We start from the raw sequence: 20,221 nt of genomic DNA on the forward strand, positions 1-20,221 counted from the left end.
TGGCCGACCTTGCGCGATGGCCAGCTGCTGCGCCTGGACTTCGGCATCGCCGCGCTGCACGCCATCCTGATGGCCAGCTTCGTCGCCCTGCCGCTGGCGCTGGTCGAGCAGGACGGGCTGCCGAAGGAGGAGCACTGGTGGGTCTACCTGGTCGGCCTGCTGGTCGGCTTCTTCGCCATGATTCCGTTCATCATCTACGGCGAGCAGCGTCGGCAGTTGCGCCGCGTGCGCGTCGGCGCCGCGGCGGGGATCGGCGCCACGGCGGGCGCTGCGGCGACGCGCGGACGCCGTGGCGCGCGCGGCTTGGTAACGGCCTGCGCTTCGGCTTCGCCGGCCTCGCGGCGGGCCAGCAGGCTGGCCACGCTCTCCTTGACCTTGCCGATGCCCTGGGCCAGGTGCAGGCTCTGCTCGGCATCGGCCTTCAGGCGCACGATGTAGTCGCGGGTTTCACCCTGGCGCTGGCGGAGGGTGTCGAGCAGCTCCTCCAGCTCGGCGATGCTCTCGCGCGCCTTGGCCTGGGCCTTGGCCTTGCCGGCGGCGGCGGCCTCCTCGAGGCGGGCGGAAGCCTTGTGCAGCTTGTCCTGGGCCTTGCTGCGCTGCTTCTCCAGCTTGGCCAGCAGCTTCTCGGCATCCACCAGCGCCTGGCTGCAGGCCTGCTCCAGATGTTCGAGCAGACTGTGGGACAGCTGCTGCAGCAGATGCAGCGGCGTGGTGACTGGCTTGTTCCTGGTCGCCATGAAATGCCTCCCGGCTATGAGTGTCCCCCCATACTAGTCCGGCGGCGACGGGGCTTCCAGAGGCTCCAGTCCTGCCGCGGCTCAGGCCTGGCCGGCCTGGCTGGTGGCCGCACCGCTGTGCACGTTGTGCAGCACCTCGATCAGGCAGTCTTCCAGCTCGAAGCGCTGCTCCAGCAACTGGCCGAGCTTCTCCAGCTCGTGAGCGACGCAGGCGCTGTCGCGGCAGTCGCCGTTGTCGCAGCGGTCGTTGAAGTCGAGCATGACCGCGGTGCTGGCCTCGAGCTGCGGAAACACCTTGGCCGCCAAGACCAGCGCCGGGCCGTCGCCGAAGGCGCGCGCCTCGCCGAGCAACTGCTCGTAGATCTCGAAATGGCCGGCGGACAGGTAGTCCATCAGCTGCGCGCAGAACTCCTCCAGCAGGGGTCCGCTGGTCTGCGGACGGGCATTGAGGGCCTGGAAGGCGCTGACCAGCTGATGCCGCTCCTGCAGCCAGCGGTCCAACAGCAGGTGGACACCACCCCAGCGTTCCTGGGCGTTGCGACAGTTCTCGAGCATGGTTTTCCTCGCTTCCCGCGTCGGTGGAGTTGTTGTGCGCATGGGAAAACGATGCCGCCCGGCATCGCTGCCGGCCCCGCGAGGACTGCCCGGCGACAGCCTCCAGCAGCGACCGGTGGCGGCCAGACTATGCCGGCCCCGCCGCTGGCAGCAAGCCATCACCGGGAAAACTTTGATACAGCCGTTTGAGGCGATTCTCAGTCGCGACGCAGCAGCTGCAGCACGGCCAGCGCGGCGAAGCCGGCGAAGGCCAGCAGGCTCCACTCGGGGATGCTCAGGCCGAGCAGGGTCCAGGTCACCTCGGCGCAGTCGGCGGTGCCGTGCAGCATCAGGCGCACGATGTCCTGGAACGGCAGCGCCTCCATCATGTACTCGAGGCTCGGCAGGCAGGCCGGCAGCTGGTCCGCTGGCAGCCCCTGCAGCCAGACCTGGCGGCCGGCCGAGGCGAGGCCGGCGGCGGCGAACAGCAGAGTCAGGCCGGCATAGACGCGCCGACCGCGACGCTGCGGGCCGTGGATGGCGGCCGCCAGGCAGGCGAGACCGACGCCGATGAACTCGATGCGCTGGACGACGCACAGCGGGCAGGGCTCGAGCCCCTCGGCATGCTCCAGGTAGAGGCCGAAGGCCAGCAGCGCGGCGCAGGCGAGGAAGGCGAGAAGGTTGAGCAGGCGGGGGTTGGCCAGCGGCATGGCGGCTCCGGTGGGAGGAAACGGAAGGCCGCTACGGTAGAGGAAAGCCGGGCGGGCTTTCAAGGCCGCCCGGCAGACGCTGGACACCACCTGTCAAGTGCGAGGCGACGACCGTCACGGCCGCCATGCGCTCAGCGCGCCGGCTGCGGCAGCGCCGGCAGTTCGCCGCCGAACAGGCCGAACCCCTCCTGCAGCAGGCGGTTGCTGCGCTCGACCTCGCCGAGGCGCGCCAGCAGGCGCGCCAGCTCGGCATAGGTCTCGACGCGCCGCTCGAGCTGCAGGCTGTGCTCGAGGTAATCGCGCGCCTTGCCCCACAGCTGGTTGCGCAGGGCCAGGCGGCCGAGGCTGAGCAGCAGGCCGGCGTCGGCCGGGCGGCCCTTCAGCCAGGACTCGGCGCTGGCCAGCTGGCGCGCCGGATCGCGCCCCTGGACCAGCCCGTAGAGGTAGGCCAGGCGCGCGTCGTAGTCGCGCTTGAGCGCGGCGCGCAGCAGCTCCTCGGCCTCCGCGCCACCGCCCAGGCGCTGCAGCAGCTCGGCATGGCAGCCCACCAGCGCCGGCTTCTGCCGCTGCGCCTGGGGCAGCTGCTGCCACGCCTGGCGCAGCGCATCCAGCGGCGCCTCGCCAGCGGCTGCGGCCTGCTCCAGCAGGGCGCGACGGGCGCGCAGTTCGAGGGCCTCCAGCTCGTCGTCCGCCAGCAGCTTCTGCCGGCGCAGCTCGGGCAGCAGCTCGCACAGCGCCGCCCAGTTGCCCAGCCGCGGCTGCAGCTGCGCCAGCAGGCGCAGGACGTGGGGATGCCGCGGGTGCTTGTCGCGGACCGCCTGCAGCACGCTCGCCGCCTCGGCATCCGCCCCGCGCGCCATCAGCAGCTGGGCCTGCACCAGGTCGACGGCCAGCGCCGCCTTCGGCTCGCGCTGGCGGGCCTCCTCGAGCAACTGGTCGGCGCTGGCGTGCTCGCCCAGCTCGCTGGCCGCGCGGGCGGCGGCCAGGTAGGGCACCAGCGGCTGCGAACTGTGCACGGCGACCCGGCGCAGCAAGCGCAGGGCATGCGACCAGCGCCCGGCGGCCAGCTCCAGCAGGCCGCGCTGGGCCGCCTGCTGCATGCGCCGCGTGCGGTTGCGCCCGGACCAGGGGTTGACCAGCCGCCCCGAGGCGCCCAGCAGGCCGAGCAGCAGGCGCACGCCGGCCAGCAGCGCCCAGAGGACCGCTCCGAGGGCGAGGAACACCCACAGGGTGGACTCGTAGCGGAAGCCCTTCCAGGCGATCAGCACGTAGCCGGCCTCCTCGGCGATCAGCAGGCCGAGCAGCGCGGCGGCGAAGATCGCGAGCAGGAACAGCAGGAAGGTGCGGTTCATTGGCTGGCCTCCTGCGCCGGCGCGCTGCCGGGCGCCGCCGGCGGCGCGGACGAGGCCTCGGGGGTCCTGGGCGCCGCGCCGGCAGCTTCCAGCGCGGCGCGCTCGCGCTGGCCGAGGTAGGCCTGTAGGGCGTTGAGCGCCGGCGTCAGGTCGGGCAGCTCGAGAGCCACCGGCTGGTTGGCCAGCTCGCCGAGACGGGTGTAGAAGGCGTGGTTCTCCGCGCTGTCCAGGCCGAAGTAGCGCTGCACCAAGCCGCGCGCCTGCTCCAGCGCGCCGCGGTAGACCTGCGGTTGGGCGTTGAGCGCCGCCCACTGTGCCTGCTCCAGGGCCAGACGCAGGGCCAGGCGCAGCTGCTCGAGGGTCTGCCCGGCGAGCAGCGGCCTGACCTCGTCGCTGGCGGTGAACTCCAGGCGCACGAAGCCGCTGACGTGCTGCCACCACTGCGCCCAGCGGCTGGCGCCGTCGCCCTCGGCGACCTGTGCCGCGGCCGGCAGCGCGCCGTCCCGCGGCTGGAATTCGGGACGCCGGGTGTTGAGGCCGGCGGCCTGCTCGCCGAGGGCGCCGAGCTGCAGGAACAGGCCGGTGCGGTCGACCGCAGGCAGGGTCTGCAGGGACTCCAGCGCACTCACCAGCCGCTCGCGGGCGGCGAAGGCGGCCGGATCGTCGTGATCGCGAAGGATCTCGTTGGCAGCAGCGAGCAGGAAGCGCGCGCTGTTGACGTCCTGCAGCGCCGCCAGGCGCAGGCTGGCCAGGCGCAGCAGGTGCTCGGCCTCGGCCAGGCGCCACTCCTGGCGGCTGGCGCCGAGCACGCGGTCGACCCGCTCGCCGAGCTGCTGCTGGCCGGCCTGCAGTTCGGCGAGCAGGCGGCGGCGCGTCTCCAGTTCGGCCGGCGCGGGCAGCTGCTCGAGCTGCCGGCTGAGCACCTGCTCGCGCTCGGCCAGCTCCTGGCCCTGGCGGTGCGCCTCGGCCATCGCCTCCTGCTGGCGGGCGTCGGCCTCCTGCAGGCCGGCGACCTGGCGCAGGCTCCAGCCGGCCACCAGCAGGGCGCCGGCGCCCAGCAGCAGGGTCAGCACGGGCAGCGCCCGGCCATTGCGTGCGGCTGCCGGCCGCGGCGGCGCAGCGGGCGTCTCGGCGGCGACTTGTTCGGTTTGCGGGGCGGGATCGGTCACGTCGGCATCCTTCTGGTCGTTTCATCCGCCCGGCAGCTCAGGCTGCCCGGCTCAGCATTTCCCGGCGCGCGGCTCGTCGGCCAGGCACGCCAGCAGCGCCGCGGCGCTCGCCCCGCGGCAGTCTCGTACATCCAGGGCACCGGCCGCGCGCGCCAGCGTGGCGACCCGCGGGCTGGGCACGAACAGCGGCAGGCGCGCCAGCGCCGGCCAGTCGGCGCCGGCCAGCACCTGCAGGTTGGCCAGGCCCTCGCCGCTGCTGACCACCAGTCCATTGAGCGCATGTTCGCGCACCGCGCCGGCCAGCGCGCCGGCCGGATGGGCCGGCAGGCGGCGCCGATACAGGCAAAGATAGTCGACGGCTACCCCCTGCTCGCGCAAGCGTTCGCCGAGCCAGTCGCGGCCGCCCTCGCCGCGCAGGATCAGCAGCCGCGGGTCAGGCACGGCGAGCGCCTCGTGCAGCGCCGGCAGAGCCAGCAGCGCCTCGCTGTCGTCGCCCGCCTCCGGCCAGCAGGCGTCCAGGCCGTAGGCGTCAAGCAGCGCGCCGGTGGCGGCGCCGACGGCGAACCAGCGCTGGCGCATCGGCGGCTGCGGCCAGTAGCGGTCGAGCAGCGCCAGGCCCAGGCGGGCGGCCGGCTTGCTGACCGCCAGCACCGCGCAGTAGCGGTCGAGGTCGAGGAACACCGCGCGCTGCTCCGGGGTTTCCGGGAGCGCCTCGATCTCCAGCAGCGGCAGGCAGTGGCCGAACACGCCGTGCCCGGCCAGGGTCTGCGCCAGCGCGGCGCAGTCCTCGGCCGGACGGGTCAGCAGCAGGCGCCAGTCGCTCACGGCTGGCCGGCCTCGCCGTAGACCGCGGCGAGAATGCGGTCGGCGCCCTGGGCCAGCAGCGCCTCGGCCACCTGCACGCCGAGCGCCTCGGCGGCGGCGCGCGGGGCGCGGGCCTCGGCGCGCAGCAGCGCGCCGCCGTCGGGCTGGCCGACCAGGCCGCGCAGCCACAGCTGGTCGCCCTCGAGCAGCGCGTAGCAGGCGATCGGCACCTGGCAGCCGCCGTTGAGGTGCTTGTTCAGCGCGCGCTCGGCGTTGACCCGGTCGGCGGTGTCGACGTGGTGCAGCGGTGCCAGCAGGGCGTGCACCTCGGCATCGGCGCTGCGGCACTCGATGCCCACCGCGCCCTGGCCACCGGCCGGCAGACTGTCCTCGGCGCTGATGAAGGCGCGGATGCGCTGCTCGAAGCCGAGGCGGATCAGCCCGGCGGCGGCGAGGATGATGGCGTCGTACTCGCCGGCGTCGAGCTTGGCCAGGCGGGTGTTCACGTTGCCGCGCAGGAACTGGATCTTCAGGTCCGGACGGCGCGCCAGCAGCTGGGCCTGGCGGCGCAGGCTGGAGGTGCCGACCACGCTGCCGGCGGGCAGCGCATCGAGGCTGGCGAAGGTGTTGGAGACGAAGGCGTCTCGCGGGTCCTCGCGCTCGCAGATGCAGTACAGGCCGAGCCCCTCGGGGAAGTCCATCGGCACGTCCTTCATCGAGTGCACGGCGATGTCCGCCTCGTTGTCCAGCAGGGCGGTCTCCAGCTCCTTGACGAACAGGCCCTTGCCGCCGATCTTCGCCAGCGGCGCATCGAGCAGCTTGTCGCCGCGGCTGACCATCGGCACCAGGCTGACGAGCAGGCCGGGATGGGCCGACTCGAGACGGGCCTTGACGTATTCGGCCTGCCACAGGGCGAGGGCACTCTTGCGGGTGGCGATGCGGATTTCGCGGGGCATGGGCAATTCCGGATGCAGGTGAATTGCCGCGATCATAGCAGGCTCGGCGCGCCGGCTGGATCGGCCGGGCGCAAGGAAGGGGCGACGCCGGCCCGGCCGGCACCGCGCCGGGGATCAGAGCTCGTGCATCAGCTTGCGCACCCCGGCCACATGGCGGCGACTGACGGTCAGCGCCTCGTCGCCGAGGCCGCGCAGGTACAGCTGGAAGTGGCCGAGGGCGGTGCGCTGCAGGCGCTCGATGCGCTCGCGGGCGACCAGGGCGTTGCGGTGGATGCGCACGAAGCGCGGGCCGAACTCCTCCTCCAGCGCCTTGAGCGGCTCGTCGAGCAGCACCTCGCCGTGCTCGTGGCGCAGGGTCACGTACTTGTGGTCGGCGATGAAGTAGATCACCTGCTCCAGCGGGATCAGATCGATGCCCTTGCGGGTGCGCGCGCCGATGTGGCTGCGCGGTGCGCCCTGATCTTCCGCCGGGCGGCCGAGCGCGGCCAGTTGCACGCGGTTGGGCCGCTCGGCCTTCTTCAGCGCCTCCTCCAGCGCCTCCAGGCGCACCGGCTTGACCAGGTAGCCGACCGCGCTGACCTGGAACGCCTCGAGGGCGAACTCGTCGTGGGCGGTGCAGAAGATCACCGCCGGCGGCGCCTCGCGCTCGCACAGCCGGGCCGCCACCTGCAGGCCGTCGAGGCCGGGCATGCGGATGTCGAGCAGGACGATGTCCGGCTTCAGCGAGTCGATCAGAGCCAGCGCTTCCTCGCCGTTGCCGGCGGCAGGTTCGAGGACGCGATAGCCATCCAGTTGCCCGACCAGCCGGGCCAGGCGCTCACGCGCCAGGGGTTCATCGTCGACGATCAGGACATTCATGATGATCTGGCTTCCTGCGTGGGTCTTCCACAAGCATAGCGTAGACAGGTGAAGTGCCGTCCGTCACGGCGCTCGCAGGTAAGACTCGCCTCTGGCCCGAAAAGTGCCGCCAGCCGCGCCTGGATGTTGTTCAGCGCCAGGCGGGTGCCGCCGGATTCCGCCGCCTCCCCCGCCGCCAGCGGGTTGCTGACGCACAGGTGGAACTGGCCAGCGGCGTACTCGGCCAGCACCTCGACCCGGCCGCCGTCGATGCGCGGCTGGATGCCGTGGATGATGGCGTTCTCCAGCAGCGGCTGCAGGGTCAGCTGCGGGACCGGCAGGTCCGCCGGCACGCCGTCGATCCGCCAGTCCAGCTGCAGGCGCGGCCCCAGGCGGTACTGCTCGATCGACAGGTAGCGGCGCGCCAGGGCCAGCTCGTCGCGCCAGGCCACCAGGCTGCCCGGCTTGGCCAGGCTGGCGCGGAACAGGTCGGAGAGGTCGAGCACCGCCTGCTCGGCCTTGTCGGCATCGACGGCGATCAGGCTGGCGATGCTGTTCAGGCTGTTGAACAGGAAGTGCGGGCGGATGCGTGCCTGCAGCGCCTCCAGCCGCGCGCGCAGCTCGGCCTGCTGCTGGCGGCGCCACTGGCTCTGCAGCCAGAAGTAGCGCAGCACCAGCCCGGACATGATCAGCGCGATCAGGCCGTGGCGCAGGTAGAGGCTGACCTGCCCCTCCTGCGGCCGCGGCGCGGCCAGGCCGAAGTGGCCGGCCGCCCAAGTGCAGGCCAGGGTCAGCGCCACCACCAGCGCGCCGCAGAGGATGCCGGCCAGCGCCTGCGGCAGGCGCATCAGCCAGGGGCGCAGCCGGCACAGCGCCGCCGCCGCGAGCAGCACGTTCCACTGCACGAACAGCGAGGTCAGCGCCAGGCGCACCCAGTCGAACGCCGGCTGCAGCGGCTCGGCCAGCACCAGCACCAGCACCAGCAGCTCGGCGAGCAGCACCAGGCTGAGCAGCGCCTCCGGCGCGCACAGCTCGGGGAGGAAGAAATCGTCGGAGGAGGCCGGCGGGCGGGTGCCGGTGGACCAGGTTCTGCGCATGCCGGCAGTGTCGGCGCCGACCGCTCGTCCGGCAAGCCCGGCCCGCCGCCACGGTGACCGCCGTCACCGAATGCCGCTGCCGGGTTTTGCCGGGCGAGCTGCTATCATGCCCGCCACTCCCTTCACCGACGCATGCACAGCACGAGACACCGATGAGCAGCGAAAAAACCAACCAGTCCTGGGGCGGCCGCTTCAGCGAGCCGGTCGACGCCTTCGTCGCCCGCTTCACCGCCTCCGTCGACTTCGACAAGCGCCTGTACCGCCACGACATCATGGGCTCCATCGCCCACGCCACCATGCTCGAGCAGGCCGGTGTGCTGACCGCCGCCGAGCGCGACGCGATCATCGACGGCCTGACGCAGATCCAGGCCGAGATCGAAGCCGGCCAGTTCGACTGGCGCGTCGATCTGGAAGACGTGCACATGAACATCGAGGCGCGCCTGACCGACCGCATCGGCATCACCGGCAAGAAGCTGCACACCGGCCGTAGCCGCAACGACCAGGTGGCCACCGACATCCGCCTGTGGCTGCGCGACGAGATCGACGTCATCCTCGGCGAGATCAGCCGCCTGCAGGAGGGTCTGCTGGCGCAGGCCGAGCAGCACGCCGAGGTGATCATGCCCGGCTTCACCCACCTGCAGACCGCCCAGCCGGTGAGCTTCGGCCACCACCTCTTGGCCTGGTTCGAGATGCTGTCGCGCGACTACGAGCGCCTGGTCGACTGCCGCAAGCGGGTCAACCGCATGCCGCTCGGCTCCGCCGCGCTGGCCGGCACCACCTACCCGATCCAGCGCGAGATCACCTGCCGGCTGCTCGGTTTCGAGGCCATCGGCGGCAACTCGCTGGACGGCGTGTCGGACCGCGACTTCGCCATCGAATTCTGCGCCGCCGCATCCCTGGCGATGATGCACCTGTCGCGCTTCTCCGAAGAGCTGGTGCTGTGGACTTCCGCCCAGTTCAACTTCATCGAGCTGCCCGACCGTTTCTGCACCGGCTCGTCGATCATGCCGCAGAAGAAGAACCCCGACGTCCCCGAGCTGGTACGCGGCAAGAGCGGCCGGGTGTTCGGCGCGCTGACCGGCCTGCTGACCCTGATGAAGGGCCAGCCGCTGGCCTACAACAAGGACAACCAGGAGGACAAGGAGCCGCTGTTCGACGCCGCCGACACCCTGCACGACTCGCTGCGCGCCTTCGCCGACATGGTCCCGGCGATCAGGCCGCGCGTCGAGGTGATGCGCGAGGCGGCGCGCCGCGGCTTCTCCACCGCCACCGATCTGGCCGACTACCTGGTGCGCAAGGGCCTGCCGTTCCGCGACTGCCACGAGATCGTCGGCCACGCGGTGAAGTATGGTGTGCAGACTGGCAAGGACCTGGCCGAGATGAGCCTCGACGAACTGCGCCAGTTCAGCGACCAGATCGACGCCGACGTGTTCGCCGTGCTGACCCTGGAAGGCTCGGTCAACGCCCGCGACCACATCGGCGGCACCGCCCCGGCCCAGGTGCGCGCCGCCGTGGCCCGCGGCCGCGAGCTGCTGGCCGCGCGCTGACCCCCGCGGCAGGCGCTCCGACCAAGGAGCGCTTGCCGTGCCCGGCAGCGGCGGGTTATGAAGGAGGCCAAGGCCGCCCGGAATGCCCGCCATGCCCACCGACCGCCCGCGCTTTCGCGTCAGCGCCGACCGCCAGTCGGCCAGCCGCCGCCTGCGCTACATCGAGACCAGCCGCCCGGATGATGGCAGCTGCACCCTCTGCCGGCTGGACGAAGAGAATCCGCCGCCTCCCGACGAGTCCCCCGCCATGACCGAACACCACGCCGAGGACGATGCCGTCTTCGCCGAAGAAAAGCTGATCGAAGCCATCGAGAACCAGATCGCCGCCGGCGAGCCGGTCGCGGCCCAGGCCACCCTCAACAAGCTGACCCTGGTCGGCTACCCACGCGAGGATGCCGTGCGCCTGATGGCGCTGATCCTCGCCCACGAGATCGAGAACATGCTGGCCGACAACCGCCCGTTCGACGGCGCCGGCTACGAACGCATGCTGCGCGCCCTGCCCGAGCTGCCCGAGGCCCTGCAGGGCGACGCCGAGGAAGACGAATAACGACAAGCGGCAGCATCCAGCTGCCGCGACCGCACCGGAGGCACCATGCACCTGAATCCCGAGCTGATCGCCGAACTGGAACTGCTCACCCTGTTCAACCCGGACAACACCCAGGAGGGCCTCAAGATCCACCAGGACGCCGCGCCGCAGATGATCGCCGCCGGAGCGCGCCTGCACGCCAAGGGCCTGATCTCCCAGGCCGACGGCGGCTACCTGACCAGCCTCGGCCTCGACGCCACCGAGCAGCTGCGCACCGTGCTGACCATCCTGCAGCCGGCCTGATCGCCTCTGCCGTAGGCTGGAAAACGACCGCGGGCCCTTTCCACCAGCCAGCGACACGCGGCCAAGGCGGAAAACCGCTGCGCGGGTTTTCCACCCTACGCATCGCGTAGCCCAGAAAGCCAACAGCCCGCGCCGGTCTCCCGGTCGCGGGCTGTTTGCGTTCTTGCCGTCAGGCCGCCTTCAGCGCACCTCGCCGGCGGCCTCCGGCTGGTAGTCGACGCCGAGCAGGGTCAGCTTGAGGCGCTTGCCGCCGGGCACTTCCCAGTCGATGGTCTGGCCGACCGACAGGCCGAGCAGCGCACAGCCGACCGGCGCCAGCACCGACACCGTGCCCTCGGCGCCCGCCTCGTGCGGGTAGACCAGGGTCAGATGGTATTCCTTGCCGCTGGCTTCCTCGCGGCAGTGGGCGGTGGAGTTCATGGTCACCACGCCCGGCGGCACCGCGTCGAGACCGACCACCTCGGCGCGCTCGAGTTCGCGCTCCAGTGCCTCGGCGGTGGGGCCGTAGTCCTCCAGGCTGTCCAGCAGCTTCTCCAGACGCTGCAGGTCGAGACGGGTGATGGTGATGGGCGGCGACAGGCTCATGATGTCGGCAGGGCTCCTTGACGTGATCGGGAAAAAGCAAAACCCCACCCGAGCAGGCTGTGTGAAAACGTCGCAAACGTCGGCGAAGCAAAGCCGAAAGGGCGACCACGGGGGTCGACCGCTTCCAACGGCGCATCGCCCGACGCGGTGTCTTTACACAACCGGCGCAGGCGGGGTTTGCAGCGACCATACCACAGCAAGGCGAATAGGCAAGCCGGCCGGATCAATGCCCCCGGCCGCAGGAGCGGCGCGGGCGGTGTGCCCGCGCGGAGTACGGGCACGCTCCGGACGGCGCTCAGAGCGCGGAGAAGTCGACGTCCTCGCCGGCCTGCTCGCGGACCAGACGCGCCAGCATGGCCGGCAGCGGCTCGCCGCCGGCGTCGCACACCCAGCGCGCAGCACTCTCGTCGTAATCGAAGTGGAAGCCGCCGGAGCGCGCCGCCAGCCACAGCTGGCGCAGCGGCTCCTGGCGGCTGAAGATCAGCTGGCTGCCGTTGTCGAAGCGCACGGTCAGCACGCCGCCGCTGTTCTCCAGATCGACGTCCAGGTCGCTGGCGTCGAAGGCGTCTTCGACCGCCAGTTGCAGGGCGTCCACCAGGCTGTGGAAGCGGGCTTCGGTGAGGCTCATCGGCTGTTCTCCGCGGAAACTGGGTTGCATACACAAGGCCCCGCGCAGGCCGCGTCCGCCGCGCGTCCCGGCGCATAGGCAAGCCCTCGGGGGGTCGGTATACTCCGGCGCAATCGATGCTTTTACAAGGATTTCCGCCATGAAGCGCCTGCTGCTTCCGCTCCTTGCGCTGATCGTGCTCAGCGCCGGCCTCACCGGCTGCGGCCAGAAAGGTCCGCTGTACCTGCCGGGCGACAAGAACGCCGGTAGCAGCAAAGACCGCTTCGAACTCTAAGATTCCGTGCGTCCGCCTGTGGGCGGACGCCCCCAGGAGGCTGCATGCAATCCTTCGACTACCGCGACGGCCAGCTGTTCGCGGAAGGCGCGGCGCTGTCCGCGATCGCCGAGCGCTTCGGCACCCCCACCTACGTCTATTCGCGCGCCCACATCGAGGCGCAGTACCGCGCCTACGCCGATGCGCTGGCCGGCATGGAGCACCTGGTGTGCTTCGCGGTCAAGGCCAACTCCAACCTCGGCGTGCTCAACGTGCTCGCGCGCCTCGGCGCCGGCTTCGACATCGTCTCGCGCGGCGAACTGGAGCGCGTGCTGGCCGCCGGCGGCGAGCCGGGCAAGATCGTCTTCTCCGGGGTCGGCAAGAGCCGCGACGACATGCGCCGCGCCCTCGAGGTCGGCGTGCACTGCTTCAACGTCGAATCCGACGTCGAGCTGGAGCGCCTGCAGGAAGTCGCTGCCGAACTGGGCGTCAGGGCGCCGGTGTCGCTGCGCGTCAACCCCGACGTCGACGCGCAGACCCATCCGTACATCTCCACCGGCCTCAAGGAGAACAAGTTCGGCATCGCCATCGACGCCGCCGAGGCGGTCTACGTCCGCGCCGCCGAGCTGCCGAACCTCGAGGTGGTCGGCGTCGACTGCCACATCGGCTCGCAGCTGACCCAGCTCGAGCCGTTCCTCGACGCCCTCGAGCGCCTGCTGGCGCTGGTCGACCGCCTGGCCGAGCGCGGCATCACCATCCGGCACCTGGATCTGGGCGGCGGCCTCGGCGTGCGCTACCGCGACGAGGAGCCGCCGCTGGCCGGCGACTACATCAAGGCGGTGCGCGAACGCCTGGCGGGCCGCGAGCTGGCCCTGGTGTTCGAGCCGGGCCGCTCGATCGTCGCCAACGCCGGCGTGCTGCTGACCCGCGTCGAGTACCTCAAGCACACCGAGCACAAGGACTTCGCGGTGATCGACGCGGCGATGAACGACCTGATCCGCCCGGCGCTGTACCAGGCGTGGATGGACATCGTGGCGGTGCAGCCGCGCAGCGGCGAGGCGCGCCGCTACGACCTGGTCGGGCCGATCTGCGAGACCGGCGACTTCCTCGGCAAGGACCGCGAGCTGGTGCTGGCCGAGGGCGACCTGCTGGCGGTGCGCTCGGCCGGCGCCTACGGCTTCGTGATGAGTTCCAACTACAACACCCGCGGCCGCGCCGCCGAGGTGCTGGTGGACGGCGAGCAGGTGCATCTGGTGCGCCGCCGCGAGACCCTCGAGGAACTCTACGCCGGCGAAAGCCTGCTGCCCAACTGATCCGGAGGCCGGCATGCTGCTGCGTTTCACCAAGATGCACGGGCTGGGCAACGACTTCATGGTCCTCGACCTGGTCACCCAGCACGCCCACATCCAGCCCAAGCACGTGCGCCAGTGGGGCGACCGCCACACCGGCGTCGGCTTCGACCAGCTGTTGATCGTCGAGCCGCCGAGCCGCCCGGACGTCGACTTCCGCTACCGCATCTTCAACGCCGACGGCTCCGAGGTGGAGCAGTGCGGCAACGGCGCGCGCTGCTTCGCCCGCTTCGTGCTGGACAAGCGCCTGACCGCCAAGAAGCGCATCCGCGTCGAGACCAAGAACAGCGTGATCGAGCTGAACGTGCGCAGCGACGGGCAGATCACCGTGGACATGGGCGCGCCGCGCCTGGCGCCCGCGGAGATCCCCTTCGTCGCCCCGGAAGCGGCGATCGCCTACGAGGTCGAGGTGGACGGGCGCACGCTGGAACTGGCCGCGGTGTCGATGGGCAACCCCCACGGCGTGCTGCGCGTCGACAACGTCGACACGGCGCCGGTACACCAGCTCGGCCCGCAGCTGGAAACCCACCCGCGCTTCCCGCAGAAGGCCAACATCGGCTTCCTGCAGGTGGTCGACGCCCACCATGCGCGCCTGCGCGTGTGGGAACGCGGCTGCGGCGAGACCCAGGCCTGCGGCACCGGCGCCTGCGCCGCCGCGGTGGCCGGCATCCGCCAGGGCTGGCTGCAGTCGCCGGTGCAGATCAGCCTGCCCGGCGGCAGCCTGTCCATCGAGTGGGCCGGCCCGGGTGCGCCGGTGCTGATGACCGGCCCGGCGCTGCGCGTGTTCGAAGGCCAGGTGCGCCTGTGAGCGAGCTGCCGGAGCTGGACGCCGAACAGGTCGCCGCCTGGCTGGCGGCGCACCCGCAGTTCTTCGTCGGCCGCGACGCGCTGCTCGAGCAGCTGCTGATCCCCCACGAGGCGGGCCATGCGGTGTCGCTGGTCGAGCGCCAGCTGCGCCTGCTGCGCGAGCGCAACCACGAGCTGCGCGCGCGCCTCACCCAGCTGATGGACATCGCTCGCGACAACGACCGCCTGTTCGAGCGCACCCGCCGGCTGATCGTCGCCCTGCTCGACGCCGAGGGCCTCGAGGAGCTGGTCGCCGCGGTGGAGGACGGCCTGCGCCACGACTTCCAGGTGCCCTTCGTCAGCCTGCTGCTGTTCAGCGACAACCCGCCGGCGGTAGGTCGCTGGGTCGGCGAGCGCGAGGCCCAGCAGCGCATCGGCGCCCTGCTCGGCGGCAACAAGACGGTGTGCGGCGTACTGCGCGCCGAGGAGCTGGCCTTCCTGTTCCCTGCCGAGCAGGTCGGCAGCATCGGCTCGGCGGCAGTCGCGGTGCTCAGCCACCAGGGCCTGCACGGCGTACTGGCCCTCGGCAGTCCCGATCCGCAGCACTACAAGAGCTCGCTGGGCACGGTGTTCCTCGGCCACGTGGCCGAGATAGTCGCGCGCCTGCTGCCGCGCCTGGTGCCGCCGCTGCGCGCGGTGCGCTGAACGCCGCCCGGCAATCCCCCACGGGGCATCCGCAGCCCCAAGGAGCCCGCCATGCGTGCCGCCCCGGACGACTTCCACGCCTGTCGCGACCGGGCCGTTCGCGAGCTGTTCTACGCCGGCCTGCGCCTGAGCGAGCTGAGCCGCCTCGACCTGGCCCAGCTCGACCTCGCCGCCGGCCTGCTGCAGCTGCCGGCCGGACACGGGCAGCGCCGCGAGCTGGCGCTCGGCCGCCAGGTGCGCGCCGCGCTGCAGGAGTGGCTGACGCTGCGCCAGGCGGTGGCCGTCGAGCCGGCGCTGTTCGTCGGCCGCCAGGGCCGGCGCCTGACCCCGCGGGCGCTCCAGCAGCGCGTGCGCGCGGCCGGCCTGCGCGAACTGGCCGCCAGCCCGCTGCCCGCCGTCAGCCGCGAAGCCGCAGCGCCGGCGGAGCCGCCCGACGACGCCGGCAGCGAGCGCGCGCAGGCCTACGCCCGCCTCGACTTCCGCTACCTGGCGCGGGCCTACGAGCGGGCCCACCCGCGCGCCCATCGGCGCACGCCGCACGACGACGAGAGCGGCGCCGACTGAGCCCCGGCGGTATGATGCGGAAATCGACTGGAACACCCCGCCGCCGCGGAGACCGCCCTTGAGCCTGCGCCTGATCATCTTCGACCTCGACGACACCCTGTGGGACGCCCCGCCGGTGCTGGAGTCCGCCGAAACCGCGCTGCATCGCTGGCTCGCCGAGCACGCCCCGCGCCTGGGCGACGAGGCCGGCGCGCAGATCCGCGCCAACCGCCAGTGGCTGCTGGCGCAGGAGCCGACCCTGCAGATCCGCATCAGCGAGCTGCGCCAGCGGGCGCTGCAGCGCAGCCTGCGCCAGGCCGGCTACGCCGAGGCCGAAGCCGATGCACTGGCGCAGGGCGCCTTCGCGCACTTCCTCGCCGCCCGCCAGCAGGTCGCCCTGTTCCCCGAGGTGCGTCCGACCCTCGAGCAGCTGGCCGGGCGCTTCGCCCTCGGCGTGCTGACCAACGGCAACGCCGACGTGCAGCGCATCGGCATCGCCGACTACTTCCGCTTCGCCTTCAGCGCCGAGCAACTGGGCGTGAGCAAGCCCGACCCGCGCGCCTTCCACGCCGCGCTCGCCGAAGCCGGCGTGCCGGCCGAGGCGGCGGTACACGTCGGCGACCATCCGCGCGACGACATCGCCGGCGCCCAGGGCGCCGGCCTGCGCGCCATCTGGATCAACCCGCAGGGCAAGGCCTGGGAAGGCGAACGCGCACCGGACGCACAGGTCGCCAGCCTCGCCGAGCTGCCGGCGCTGCTGGCCCGCTGGCAGGCGGGCTGATGGCGGGCGCTGCCCGCGCCCCGCTCGCTGCCCCGCTGCTGCCGGCTCTGGCGCTGCTGACCGGACTGCTCGCCGGCGGCATCCAGCCGGCCGGCCTGCTGGTCGGTACGCTGTTCGTCCTCTGGGTGCTGCAGCCGCCGCGCGCCCTGCCCGCCGGCCTGTGGCTGGGCGCCAGCCTCTTGGCCGGCACCGCGCTGGCCGCCCATGCACTGCCCGGCTTCGCCCCTCTGCAACTGAGCGCGCCGCGCGCGCTCAGCGCCGACGCCGCGCCCTACGCCGTGCGTCTGCACTGGGACAAGCTGCTGCTCGGCGCCACCCTGCTGGCCTGGTGGTGGCGCCAGCCGCACCCGCGTCCGGCGCGGCCGCATGCGGCCTGGCTGTGCGCCCTGGCCACCCTGCTGGCGGTACCGGCGCTGGCCCTGGCCCTCGGCGTGGTGGCCTGGCAGCCGAAGTGGCCGCCGGAGCTGGCGGTCTGGCTGGCGGTGAATCTCGGGGTGACGGCGCTGGCCGAGGAGCTGCTGTTCCGCGCCCTGCTGCAGGGCGCGCTGGTCGCGCGCCTCGGCGCCGCGCGCGGCATCGCCCTGACCGCCCTGCTGTTCGGCCTGGCCCACGCGCCGTTCAGCATCGGCTTCGCCGTGGTCGCCACCGTGGCCGGCCTCGGCTACGGCTGGCTGCTGCAACTGTCCGGCCGGCTGTGGCCGGCGGTGCTGCTGCACGGCGCGGTCAACCTCGCGCACTTCCTGCTGCTCAGCTACCCGCTGCGCAGCCTCTGAAAACGGAAAAGGGCGATCCCGGACACTCCGGGATCGCCCTTGCGCCAGCCAGCGATCGCGTGGATCAGATGGGGCGGCTGCCGTACTTGCTGTCCGGCTTCTTCGGCGGGTCGGCAACCACGTTGGATTCGATTTCCTGCACCTTGCCACCGCGGGCGAGGAACTCCTCCATCGCCCTGGCCAGCGCGTCGCGTTCCTTCTGCTTGGCCTCGATGGAGGGCAGCTCCTCGGGCTCGGCCTCCTTCTTGGTCTTCTTGGCGACCGGGGCTGCCACCTCGTCGTCGCCGTCGCCATCGTCGTCCGGGGCGGCGCCCAGCTCTTCCTCCGCCTCCTCGGCGCCCTCCAGCTCGTCCTGTTCGAGATCTTCTTCGCTCATGATCAACCCCATGCTGCTGTTCAAAGCAGAGTGTATATAGCCCAGCCACGTCGCCCGTGCGCGCCGCCGGTGCAGATTTGCCGGCCCCACCCCCGCCGTCGCCCCGCTGCGGCGGGGCCGGGAGGGCGGGCCGGCCCGTTTGCGCGCATTCTAGCGTGCCGCGAGAAAAAGCAAAGGGCACCCGCAGGTGCCCCTCGTCGCGTCTGCGGCAGCCCCGCGGATCAGCTCTTGCGAGTGAACTCCGGGTAGGCCTCCATGCCGCATTCGGCGATGTCCACGCCGGTGTACTCGTCCTCGGCGTCGACGCGCAGGCCGATCAGCGCCTTGAGGATGCCCCACATCACCAGGCTGGCGGCGAACACCCAGCCGAAGATGCAGACGATGCCGAGCAGCTGGGCGGCGAAGCTGCCCGCGTCGTTGGTCAGCGGCACCGCCAGCAGGCCCCACAGGCCGCCGAGGCCGTGCACGGAGATGGCGCCCACCGGGTCGTCGATCTTCAGCTTGTCGAGGGTCAGCACGCCGACCACTACCAGCACGCCGCCCACGCCGCCGATCAGCACGGCGGCCAGCGCCGACGGGGTCACCGGCTCGGCGGTGATCGCCACCAGGCCGGCCAGGGCGCCGTTGAGGGCCATGGTCAGGTCGAACTTGCCGAACAGCAGGCGCGCGACGATCAGCGCGGCGAGCATGCCGCCGGCCGCGGCCATGTTGGTGTTGACGAAGGCCGAGGCGACCGCGTTGGCGTTCTCGATGCTGCTGATGGCGAGCTGCGAGCCGCCGTTGAAGCCGAACCAGCCGAACCACAGGATCAGCGCGCCCAGGGTCGCCAGCGGCAGGTTGGCGCCGGGGATGGCGTTGACCTGGCCGTTGGCGCCGTACTTGCCGCGCCGCGCGCCGAGCAGCAGGACGCCGGCCAGGGCCGCGGTGGCGCCGCACAGGTGCACCACGCCGGAACCGGCGAAGTCGAGGAAGCCGGCCTGGTTGAGGAAGCCGGTTCCCCACTTCCAGTAGCCCTGGACCGGGTAGATGAAGCCGGTCATCACCACCGCGAAGGCGAGGAAGGCCAACAGCTTCATGCGCTCGGCCACCGCACCGGAGACGATCGACATGGCGGTGGCGACGAACACCACCTGGAAGAAGAAGTCGGCGCGCTTGGCGTAGGCGGGGGCGTCGTCGCCGCCGGCGGCGACCAGGTCGACGGCGTGCTCGTCGCCGATCAGGAAGCCCAGGCTCGGCAGGAAGCCGCCTTCGGGGCTGGAGTACATGATGTGGTAGCCGACCAGCAGGTACATCACGCAGGCCACGGCGTACAGGGTGACGTTCTTGGTGAGGATCTCGGTGGTGTTCTTGGCGCGCACCAGACCGGCCTCGAGCATCGCGAAGCCGGCGGCCATCCACATGACCAGGGCGCCGCAGAGCAGCAGGTAGAAGGTGTCCAGCGCATACTGGAGCGGAATCAGAGCATTGGTATCCATGACAAAAGCCTTTTGCCGGGGGCGCTGGCGCGCCGCTGGGCGGGCGCCCGGTTTCCCGGGCGCCCGCTACGTCCTCAGAGGTTGTAGCCGCGCTCGTTGTGCTCGGACAGGTCGAGACCGACGGTCTCCTGCTCCTCGCTGACGCGCAGACCGACGACCATGTCGACCACCTTGAGGATCACGAAGGTGACGATGGCGGTGTAGACCACGGTGAACAGCACGCCCTTGAGCTGGATCCACAGCTGCAGGCCGATGTTCTCCACCTCGCCGAAGCCGCCCAGGGCCGGTGCCGCGAAGGCGCCGGTGAGGATGGCGCCGACGATGCCGCCGACGCCGTGCACGCCGAAGGCGTCCAGCGAATCGTCGTAGCCGAGCCTGCGCTTGAGGCTGGTGGCGCAGAAGAAGCACACCACGCCGGACACCAGGCCGATCACCAGGGCGCCCGCCGGGCCGGCGGTGCCGGCGGCCGGAGTGATGGCGACCAGGCCGGCGACCACGCCGGAGGCGATGCCCAGCGCGCTGGGTTTGCCGTGGGTGAGCCACTCGGCGAACATCCAGGCCAGCGCGGCGGCGGCGGTGGCGATCTGGGTCACCAGCATGGCCATGCCGGCGGTGTCGTTGGCGGCGATCGCCGAGCCGGCGTTGAAGCCGAACCAGCCGACCCACAGCATGGCGGCGCCCATCAGGGTGTAGCCGAGGTTGTGCGGCGCCATGTGGGTGGTCGGGTAGCCCTTGCGCTTGCCCAGCACGATGCAGGCCACCAGGCCGGCGATACCGGCGTTGATATGCACCACGGTGCCGCCGGCGAAGTCGAGCACGCCCCAGTCCCACATCAGCGCGCCGTCACCGGCCCACACCATGTGCGCGATCGGCGCGTAGACCAGGGTGAACCACACGGTCATGAAGATCAGCATGGCGGAGAACTTCATGCGCTCGGCGAAGGCGCCGACGATCAGCGCCGGGGTGATGATCGCGAAGGTCATCTGGAAGGTGACGAACACGCTTTCCGGGAAGGCGCCGATCAGGGCCTCCTTGGTCAGCTTGCCGAGGAACAGGTTGGAAAGGCCACCGACGAAGGAGCTGAAGTTGGTCACTCCAGCCTCCATGCCGGTGGTGTCGAAGGCCAGGCTGTAGCCGTAGACGAACCAGAGGATGCTCATCAGGCCGGTGATGGCGAAGCACTGCATCATCACCGAAAGAATGTTTCTGGAGCGGACCATGCCGCCATAGAACAGGGCCAGACCGGGAATGGTCATGAACAGGACCAGAGCCGTGGCGGTCAGCATCCAGGCTGTGTCGCCGCTGTTCAGGGTCGCTCCTTCGGCCGCCAGGGCCAGGCCCGGGCTGACGACAGACAATAGGGCTCCTAGCCCTGCGATCTTGCGCAGAGTCATG

23 protein-coding genes and 2 pseudogenes are annotated in these 20,221 nt (G+C 71.5%); 11 read left to right on the forward strand and 14 right to left on the reverse strand.

Annotated features, from left to right (window positions below):
• Positions 1-252, forward strand: a pseudogene (locus RA210_RS21675) (MFS transporter); the annotation flags it as partial.
• A 109-nt stretch (positions 253-361) separates the two neighbouring features.
• Here RA210_RS21675 and RA210_RS02335 read toward each other — a convergent pair.
• The 9 genes and pseudogenes from RA210_RS02335 to RA210_RS02375 all read right to left on the reverse strand — a co-directional run.
• Positions 362-737 (reverse strand): annotated as a pseudogene (locus RA210_RS02335) (AlgP family protein); the annotation flags it as partial.
• Positions 738-818: 81 nt separating this feature from the next.
• On the reverse strand, positions 819-1,292 hold the full coding sequence (gene rsd, locus RA210_RS02340) for a sigma D regulator (protein ID WP_136491803.1): 474 nt from the start codon (positions 1,290-1,292) through the stop codon (positions 819-821).
• A gap of 197 nt (positions 1,293-1,489) precedes the next feature.
• Complete coding sequence (locus RA210_RS02345) at positions 1,490-1,981, reverse strand: disulfide bond formation protein B (protein WP_136491802.1); 492 nt, start codon at positions 1,979-1,981, stop codon at positions 1,490-1,492.
• Between the two features lie 131 nt (positions 1,982-2,112).
• On the reverse strand, positions 2,113-3,333 hold the full coding sequence (locus tag RA210_RS02350; protein WP_136491801.1) for a heme biosynthesis HemY N-terminal domain-containing protein: 1,221 nt from the start codon (positions 3,331-3,333) through the stop codon (positions 2,113-2,115).
• The gene (locus RA210_RS02355; protein ID WP_201485273.1) at positions 3,330-4,502 is read right to left on the reverse strand and encodes a uroporphyrinogen-III C-methyltransferase; all 1,173 of its coding nucleotides are present in this window, start codon (positions 4,500-4,502) and stop codon (positions 3,330-3,332) included. Before RA210_RS02355 ends, RA210_RS02350 begins: the two co-directional genes overlap by 4 nt.
• A gap of 51 nt (positions 4,503-4,553) precedes the next feature.
• Positions 4,554-5,327 carry a uroporphyrinogen-III synthase gene (locus RA210_RS02360; RefSeq protein WP_201485274.1) on the reverse strand — a complete coding sequence of 258 codons (774 nt, stop codon included), beginning with the start codon at positions 5,325-5,327 and terminating at the stop codon, positions 4,554-4,556.
• Positions 5,324-6,262 (reverse strand): hydroxymethylbilane synthase, encoded by a 939-nt coding sequence (gene hemC, locus RA210_RS02365; RefSeq protein WP_201485275.1) that lies wholly within the window; start codon positions 6,260-6,262, stop codon positions 5,324-5,326. Before hemC ends, RA210_RS02360 begins: the two co-directional genes overlap by 4 nt.
• Before the next feature lie 114 nt (positions 6,263-6,376).
• A complete protein-coding gene (locus tag RA210_RS02370; protein WP_201485276.1) occupies positions 6,377-7,120 on the reverse strand; it encodes a LytR/AlgR family response regulator transcription factor in 744 nt (247 codons plus the stop codon).
• Entirely contained in the window at positions 7,117-8,196 is a 1,080-nt protein-coding gene (locus RA210_RS02375; protein WP_201485277.1) for a sensor histidine kinase, read from the reverse strand. Before RA210_RS02375 ends, RA210_RS02370 begins: the two co-directional genes overlap by 4 nt.
• 152 nt (positions 8,197-8,348) lie before the next feature.
• Here RA210_RS02375 and argH point away from each other — a divergent pair, with 152 nt between their 5' ends.
• The 3 genes from argH (at position 8,349) to RA210_RS02390 (ending at position 10,572) form a co-directional block, all read left to right on the forward strand.
• A complete protein-coding gene (argH, locus tag RA210_RS02380; protein ID WP_201485278.1) occupies positions 8,349-9,743 on the forward strand; it encodes an argininosuccinate lyase in 1,395 nt (464 codons plus the stop codon).
• A gap of 91 nt (positions 9,744-9,834) precedes the next feature.
• Positions 9,835-10,290 (forward strand): hypothetical protein, encoded by a 456-nt coding sequence (locus RA210_RS02385; RefSeq protein WP_201485279.1) that lies wholly within the window; start codon positions 9,835-9,837, stop codon positions 10,288-10,290.
• 45 nt (positions 10,291-10,335) lie between these two features.
• Entirely contained in the window at positions 10,336-10,572 is a 237-nt protein-coding gene (locus tag RA210_RS02390; protein ID WP_201485280.1) for a TIGR02647 family protein, read from the forward strand.
• Positions 10,573-10,752: 180 nt separating this feature from the next.
• On the opposite strand, the gene rnk is transcribed toward RA210_RS02390, so the two are convergent.
• Positions 10,753-11,157, reverse strand: coding sequence for a nucleoside diphosphate kinase regulator (gene rnk, locus RA210_RS02395; RefSeq protein ID WP_136491445.1), 405 nt, complete (start codon positions 11,155-11,157; stop codon positions 10,753-10,755).
• Positions 11,158-11,452: 295 nt separating this feature from the next.
• On the reverse strand, positions 11,453-11,785 hold the full coding sequence (gene cyaY, locus RA210_RS02400) for an iron donor protein CyaY (RefSeq protein WP_201485281.1): 333 nt from the start codon (positions 11,783-11,785) through the stop codon (positions 11,453-11,455).
• A 139-nt stretch (positions 11,786-11,924) separates the two neighbouring features.
• Between cyaY and lptM the strand changes: the two genes are divergently transcribed.
• The 7 genes from lptM to RA210_RS02435 are packed head-to-tail and all read left to right on the forward strand — an operon-like array spanning position 11,925 to position 16,975.
• Positions 11,925-12,059, forward strand: coding sequence for an LPS translocon maturation chaperone LptM (gene lptM, locus RA210_RS02405; RefSeq protein WP_136491447.1), 135 nt, complete (start codon positions 11,925-11,927; stop codon positions 12,057-12,059).
• A gap of 44 nt (positions 12,060-12,103) precedes the next feature.
• The gene (gene lysA / locus RA210_RS02410; protein ID WP_201485282.1) at positions 12,104-13,351 is read left to right on the forward strand and encodes a diaminopimelate decarboxylase; all 1,248 of its coding nucleotides are present in this window, start codon (positions 12,104-12,106) and stop codon (positions 13,349-13,351) included.
• 13 nt (positions 13,352-13,364) lie between these two features.
• Complete coding sequence (dapF, locus tag RA210_RS02415) at positions 13,365-14,195, forward strand: diaminopimelate epimerase (protein ID WP_201485283.1); 831 nt, start codon at positions 13,365-13,367, stop codon at positions 14,193-14,195.
• The gene (locus RA210_RS02420) at positions 14,192-14,878 is read left to right on the forward strand and encodes a DUF484 family protein (RefSeq protein ID WP_201485284.1); all 687 of its coding nucleotides are present in this window, start codon (positions 14,192-14,194) and stop codon (positions 14,876-14,878) included. Before dapF ends, RA210_RS02420 begins: the two co-directional genes overlap by 4 nt.
• 51 nt (positions 14,879-14,929) lie before the next feature.
• Complete coding sequence (locus RA210_RS02425; RefSeq protein WP_201485285.1) at positions 14,930-15,442, forward strand: tyrosine-type recombinase/integrase; 513 nt, start codon at positions 14,930-14,932, stop codon at positions 15,440-15,442.
• A gap of 58 nt (positions 15,443-15,500) precedes the next feature.
• On the forward strand, positions 15,501-16,202 hold the full coding sequence (locus tag RA210_RS02430; protein ID WP_136491861.1) for an HAD family hydrolase: 702 nt from the start codon (positions 15,501-15,503) through the stop codon (positions 16,200-16,202).
• Entirely contained in the window at positions 16,202-16,975 is a 774-nt protein-coding gene (locus RA210_RS02435) for a CPBP family intramembrane glutamic endopeptidase (RefSeq protein WP_201485286.1), read from the forward strand. The genes RA210_RS02430 and RA210_RS02435 overlap by 1 nt, the downstream gene beginning before the upstream one ends.
• A gap of 64 nt (positions 16,976-17,039) precedes the next feature.
• On the opposite strand, the gene sutA is transcribed toward RA210_RS02435, so the two are convergent.
• From sutA to RA210_RS02450, 3 genes are all read right to left on the reverse strand, one after another.
• Complete coding sequence (gene sutA / locus RA210_RS02440) at positions 17,040-17,351, reverse strand: transcriptional regulator SutA (protein ID WP_136491713.1); 312 nt, start codon at positions 17,349-17,351, stop codon at positions 17,040-17,042.
• Between the two features lie 221 nt (positions 17,352-17,572).
• On the reverse strand, positions 17,573-18,826 hold the full coding sequence (locus RA210_RS02445; protein ID WP_136491712.1) for an ammonium transporter: 1,254 nt from the start codon (positions 18,824-18,826) through the stop codon (positions 17,573-17,575).
• Between the two features lie 74 nt (positions 18,827-18,900).
• The gene (locus RA210_RS02450; RefSeq protein ID WP_201485287.1) at positions 18,901-20,220 is read right to left on the reverse strand and encodes an ammonium transporter; all 1,320 of its coding nucleotides are present in this window, start codon (positions 20,218-20,220) and stop codon (positions 18,901-18,903) included.
• Position 20,221 lies beyond the last annotated feature (1 nt).

This window comes from Pseudomonas sp. OF001, assembly GCF_904426495.1.
Classification (GTDB): Bacteria; Pseudomonadota; Gammaproteobacteria; order Pseudomonadales; family Pseudomonadaceae; genus Geopseudomonas.